3 protein-coding genes are annotated in these 6,783 nt (G+C 37.0%); all 3 read left to right on the forward strand.

All coding sequences use genetic code 11. The features are described from left to right. Positions 1–29: 29 nt before the first annotated feature. Complete coding sequence (locus CWS31_RS14895) at positions 30–1,181, forward strand: porin (protein ID WP_101344209.1); 1,152 nt, start codon at positions 30–32, stop codon at positions 1,179–1,181. Positions 1,182–1,191: 10 nt separating this feature from the next. Further along, positions 1,192–1,608, forward strand: a complete 417-nt coding sequence (locus CWS31_RS14900) for a type 2 periplasmic-binding domain-containing protein (RefSeq protein WP_101344208.1) — start codon at positions 1,192–1,194, stop codon at positions 1,606–1,608. A gap of 503 nt (positions 1,609–2,111) precedes the next feature. Next, positions 2,112–6,783 (forward strand): VCBS domain-containing protein (locus CWS31_RS14905; protein ID WP_148747773.1); only part of this gene is annotated, 4,672 nt, incomplete at its 3' end.

Below are 6,783 nucleotides of genomic sequence, written 5' to 3' on the forward strand. Positions count from 1 at the left end.
TATAATTTAAAATTAAGCAAGGAAAACATATGAAAAAACATCTCATATCTATAGCGTTAGTAAGTGCATTAACATCAGCTTCCTTACATGCGGAAATTCATTTAAGTGGCTTTGGCTCTGTTGTTGGGGGCATGACAACATCAAGCGATGAAACTTTATCAGGTTATGATGATAATATGGACTTTAAACAAGGATCATTATTTGCGATACAAGCATCAAGTGATTTAGGTGAGGGCTTGGGTGTTACGGTTCAGTTAGAAGCTAAAGGTAAAGATGACTGGGAGCCTGATTTTAAATGGGCTTATGTTAGTTATGATGCTACTGATAGTCTTAGATTACTGGCTGGTAGACAAATTATACCTTTTTATATGTACTCAGATTACCTTGATGTATCGTACGCTTATGCATGGATAGCGCCACCAGAGGGGGTTTATGATGTCCCGTTTGATACATTCGATGGATTAGGTTTAGTATATACCACTAGTTTTGGTAGTGTTGACGCCAGTTTTCATGGGGTTTATGGTCGAAATACTGATGAGTTAGAAATCAATCTTTTAGGGGTTGATTATCAAGTTTCGCCTGAACTTAACGGTGTTATGGGGCTATCAGCATCATTTACTTATGACTGGTTAACGTTGAGAGCTGGTTATTTTACTGCTGATGTAGTGATGCCTATTACCGATCTAGATAATCTTGCAGATGGCTGGGAACAAGCAGGTTTTAATGATATTGCTGCTAATACCAAAATAGATGAAGACAAAGGCACATTCGTTGAGGTCGGATTTCAAATTAATTACGAATCAATTATTGTGGTAGGTGAATATACTCAGCTTGAGGTTGACAATAGTCCTTTAGCAGTAGAAGACTCATATTACATCATGGCAGGTTATCAGTTTGATCAAGTTTTAGTCCACCTTACTTACGGAGCCGACGAAGGTAAAACAGATAATTATACTTCTGACGTACCTTATGGAGTTGATCCAACATTAGATTATTTAAAGCAAGCGACTGAACTAACTCTGGCTAACGATATTCAAGATAATGATTATATTATAGCTGGTGTTCGTTATGACTTTCATGATTCTGCAGCATTAAAATTTGAATATACAGCTTTTACGGATGATCACTATAATAACAGTGATGCCGGTTTGTTTCGTGTCGCTATAGTTACCGTTTTTTAAGGAGTATATTATGAAATTGATACAAAAAAGTTTACTCCTTACATTATGTTTGACGAGTTCTTTAGTTTTTGCAGATGTTGCCGTCATTGTTAATACAGCAAATGATAGTCAAATATCAGATGATGATATTCAACGAATGTTTTTAGGTAAAAACAAGTCCTTTTCTAATGGTGAGTCTGTGGTAGCTATAAATTTAGATTCAGGAAATGAACAACGCGGTGAATTTGAAGAAAAGGTTTTAGGTAAATCGAGTTCTCAAGTAAAAGCGTATTGGTCTAAGTTAATTTTTTCTGGTAAAGCGAAGCCGCTTGAAGAAGTTGCTTCAGATAGCGAAGTAATTAGTTTGATTTCTTCAACGCCAAACGCTATCGGTTATATTGATGCTAGTAAAGTAGATAGCTCAGTAAAAGTAGTAAAAACTTTTTAATTAACTATATTAAATAGAATACACAGTTAAAACCCGCTTTGAACTTTGTTTAACGCGGGTTTTTTATGTGTTTAGTTAACGATTACGAAGGGGTTGTTTCTTATCGTTACCAGAAGTATCCCTATTCTCTAATTCGAATAATAAAAATTTAATAAATGAACTTTTTATGCAGTTTAATCGTATTTGAGTTTTAACATCTTTATTTTTACCTGTTGATAGTAAATTATCCGTACAGAATAAAAATATAAATATAAATATAAATATAAATATAAAGATTAAGTGAAAGTGTAGTTGCCAACTTTATGTAGGATAAGCAACTAAATAATTAAATTTAAGTTAAAAACAATTTATTAGAGGCTAAGCAGGTTGTTTAATAGACTAATAGCAATTTTTCTACTATTATTTATTATCGTGTAAAATAAAAGCAAACACTTGTATTTAATCTGTTTTATTTGTTATTTAACAGTTATTTAAATGTAAAAATAATAAGCAAAGGGTAAACCATGGCTGATAGTATTAATAAAGATAAAGTTAACGATAATGACCAGTTAAATGCGAAGGAAGTAAATCCTGATTTAACTGTGAAACAAGATGATATTATTAATGAAACTAGCGATGTTGATGACCTAGAGACACATGAAATTGATGCTGAAGATTTAGCTGAGATTGAAGCTATTCAAGCAGAAATCGAAGCTGGAGAAGAAACCGTAGAGGTTGTTGAAACTGCTGCTGGTGAATCAAATGATGGTGGTAGTACCGAATTTGTTACTGTATCTCGTGATGCTAATGAGACCCTTGTTTCCTCAGAATTTAAAACTGCAAGTTTTGCTTTTAACTCAGCTTCAATTGAGCTAACCGATACTAATGACGGAATCAATGATAACTTTACAAACACAGATACATCATTAAGAGCTCAATTTACCGATAACTTTGTCTCAGGGGTAAGTTACACCACTTCATCAGGGCTAACAGGTTTAACCGGAGACACAGGTACTGCAGGTGAGTTTAAATATAACGCTGGTGATATTATAACCTTCAGTATTGGTGATGTAATCATTGCTCAATTTAATGCAAATGCAATTAACGGTGATACTCTATTTTTACAAGATATTGCAGGTACTGAACTTTCTGACAGTAACTCAAGTCATGTTGAAAATATGGCTATCTTCCTACAAGCATTAGATAGTGATTTAACAGATAGTAATAATACCGATGGAATATTAAGTACAGATCAACTTATTAATAATGAAAATTCGTATGCAACTAACATCATAATCAGTCAAGAAATACGTGATGCTTTTACCGGTTATATTGATCCTACAACAGGAGAAGTACTGGATATAACAACCTCTGGTAAAGAAATGATTTCGCAAGCGCTAGCTTCTGTGGGTATTGAATTTACTCGAGAAAGTGAAAGAAATGACAATGGTGAGAATACTTTTGAAAGTATCGCTATGGATCATGTAGCACAAACTATTGATGGTCTAGCAGGAGATCGTGCACCAGAAAATGCTGATGCTCGTGAAATTGATACGATTGATGTTCCAGGCGGGTTAATTAATTATCATTTTCTTGAAGCAGAAGGTGTGATCACCTTTACCACAGATGATTTATTAGTTGGTGCCGTTGGTAAACAGGTTATCACCGAAAACTTAATTGTTGATAATGTGAAGTTATCTGCATCATTTGAAAATATTGGCACACTAGTCGATAAAGGTGATGGTAACTTTGAAATAAAATTAAATGAAAGTGTTACAGGTAAAGACCTTGAGGGTCTAGCTATCGATTATCGAGTTGAAGATTGGACAGTTAGTAAAGACGTAACCTCTCAATCATTAGACAGCTATAAATCGCACCTTTCCGCTGACATTAACGATGTAAAAGAAGACTCCGGTTTTAATCAATTTACCTTAAATAGCTCATTATCGTTTGATACTGATACGCAACTAACAATAAATTTTACGAGTGAATTATTAAGTGAGCAATTAACTGCTCAGGTACAAGCAGAATTAATTGCCTTAGGAAAAGATGCTGTAATTGATAACGGTATTATTCAAATTGCAGAATATGCTGATGATTATAATATTCCGCTAGAGTACTCAAATGATGGGGGAAATACTTGGATATCAATGACTGTTGTAGCTATAGATACTACCGGTACTATTCCTCGACCTATTTTTGGCTTTGAGTTAGCCGCAGGTAATAACAGCATTGAGATCCGCGTACCTATTTTTGATGATGTAACTATTGAGCCTACCGAATATTTTCGAGCTGAAATTAAGGGGGAAAATTATTACGACGAAACTATTTTATTTGCTATTGAAGATAACGACTCACTTCCTCTTAATTTACCGCAAATAGATATCGATTATGTATTAATCACAGAAGGTCAGGGTGATGCGATATTTACCTTAACCTTAAGTGAAGCAAGCGATGAAGTTGTTACAGTTAATTATAATACTACAGAATTAACAGCAAAGTTTGGTGAAGATTTTGCTAATACATCAGGTACGGTTACTTTCCAACCAGGGGAAACAACGGCGACTATTTCAATTGCGATTGCCGATGATTTAATTCTAGAGAACTCACCTGAATTTGCTGTAATCAACCTTTCGGATGCAACAAATGCGACTATTAATGATGCCCAAGGTACATTACGTATTTTTGATAATGACTATCCAGTTGAACTAACCGTAAGCTCATCCGAAATTAATGAAGGCGAAACGGCACTATTTACCGTAAATATTAATAAAGATTTAGGTAATACAACTGACTCACTAACACTCGTTAATTTATCTCTAAAAAATGGTAGTGCAAACGAACAAGATTATGATGTGTCGAGCATTAAAGCTTATTATGGTGAGGCGGGGAGTCCGCAATATTTAGAGTTTGACGGTAAAGGCAACGTGATTGTTCCCGTTGGTATTACAAGCATAACTGTCATTGTAGATACTATTGATGACAGCACCAACGAACAAAATGAAAGTTTTACACTTACTGCCAAAATTGGTGATTCTCAAGGTGTTGGCACCGCTATAATATTAGGTAATGATGTAGATAATAATATAGCACCGAAACTTTCCGTAGAAGATGGTGCACTGGATGAAGATTCTGGCTCTATTACGGTAAGCTTTACCGCTGAAGATATTGATGGGACTATTGAATCTATTACGGCAACAGTTCCTGCAGAGCAAGGTAATGTTGTTGTTAATAATAATGGCACTTACACATTTACTCCCGCTGATAACTTTAACGGCGAAGCCACAATTACTCTAGTGGCAACAGATAATAATGGTGGCTCTACAATTGTAGAATCTGCTGTTACTGTTAATTCAGTAAATGATGCAGCGACGATAACGCTGTTAACAACAACCGATAGTTTTACTGAAGAAGGTGCATCGATCAACGATGAAGTAGCGACGTTTAGCACCTTTGATGAAGATGGCGACGAAATTACTGTCACCTTATCTGATACAACGAATTATGCTCTTGTGGGCAACACGGTTGTCTTAACGCAAGCGGGTGTCGACTTAATCGATCGCGGCGAAGATTTACCTGGTTTTACATTGTCCGCTACTGATGGTGAGCAAGAGGCACCATCTATCATAAATATCAACCCAGGTAATACGATTGATGTCAATGATGCAGCGACGATAACGCTGTTAACCACAACCGATAGTTTTACTGAAGAAGGTGCATCGATCAACGATGAAGTAGCGACGTTTAGCACCTTTGATGAAGATGGCGACGAAATTACTGTCACCTTATCTGATACAACGAATTATGCTCTTGTGGGCAACACGGTTGTCTTAACGCAAGCGGGTGTCGACTTAATCGATCGCGGCGAAGATTTACCTGGTTTTACTTTATCAGCGACAGACGGTGAGCAAACAACACCGGCAACAGTAAATGTTTCTCCTGGAACAACTATAGATATTAATGATATTGAAACATTAACAATCACCAATGGTACTGCAACTGAAGATACTACCGTGATGGGTACCATATTGGGAAGTTATACCCTAACTGATGAGGAAGGTGAAGCCGCGTTAACGGTAGACTTTACTCCAGGCACTAATATCAATAATTATTACGTTCTTGATGGAACAGATATCAAACTTACAGCTTTGGGAGAAAGTTACTTAGATTCAGGTAATAATTTACCCAATATAAGTTTAACGACAAGCGATGGTGTAGTTGCAACGAATACAGTTACTACAATATTAGTTAATGATGTTGAAGTATTAACGATCACTAATGGCACTGCGACAGAAGATTCTACAGCTGCTGGTTCGGTGCTTGCTAGTTATACTCTGACTGATGATGAAGGTGGTTTAACCGTTGATTTTACATCAGGCACAAATGATCAAGGTTATTACGTTTTAGATGGTACGGATGTAAAATTAACACCAGCAGGTGAAGTATTCCTAAATGCAGGTAATACCTTACCTAATATCAGCTTAACTACAAGTGATGGCGTTAGTGCAAGTAATACAGTGACAACTGTATTGGTTAATGATGCAGCTCAAATTACGAACAATACTATTGATAGTGATGTAATTGAAGATGATCTGAGCAATACGGCTATTGGTACTATAGAGATAATTGACGAAGATACAGGTGAAGGCACGTTAGCGAGCAGCACAGCAACATACGGCACCGTTGCGGTGGATGCAGCAGGTCAATGGACGTATTCACTTGATAACAACAATGCTGCAGTGCAAGCCTTACCAGCAGGTCAAACCTTGGTTGATACCATCACGTTCACCAGTGATGATGGCACCACTGAGACACAAACCATCACCATTACCGGCAGCAATGATGCGGCGGATATCACAGTTACTGCAAGTGACACATTAGTGACTGAAGATGATGCGAGCAACAACACCGCAACAGGCACAGTGTCTGTTAGTGATATTGATACCGGCGAAGGGACTTTAGTGAGCAGTACTGCGAGCTACGGCACGGTTGTGGTTGATGGCACAGGTGTATGGGAATACAGCTTAGATGACAGCAATGCTGCGGTACAAGCGTTACCAGACGGTGAAACCTTAACCGATACGATCACCTTTACTAGTGACGATGGCACCACTGAGACACAAACGATCACCATTACCGGCAGCAATGATGCGGCGGATATCACAGTTACTGCAAGTGACACAAGCGTGACTGAAG

Source organism: Colwellia echini, assembly GCF_002843355.2.
Lineage (GTDB): Bacteria > Pseudomonadota > Gammaproteobacteria > Enterobacterales > Alteromonadaceae > Colwellia > Colwellia echini.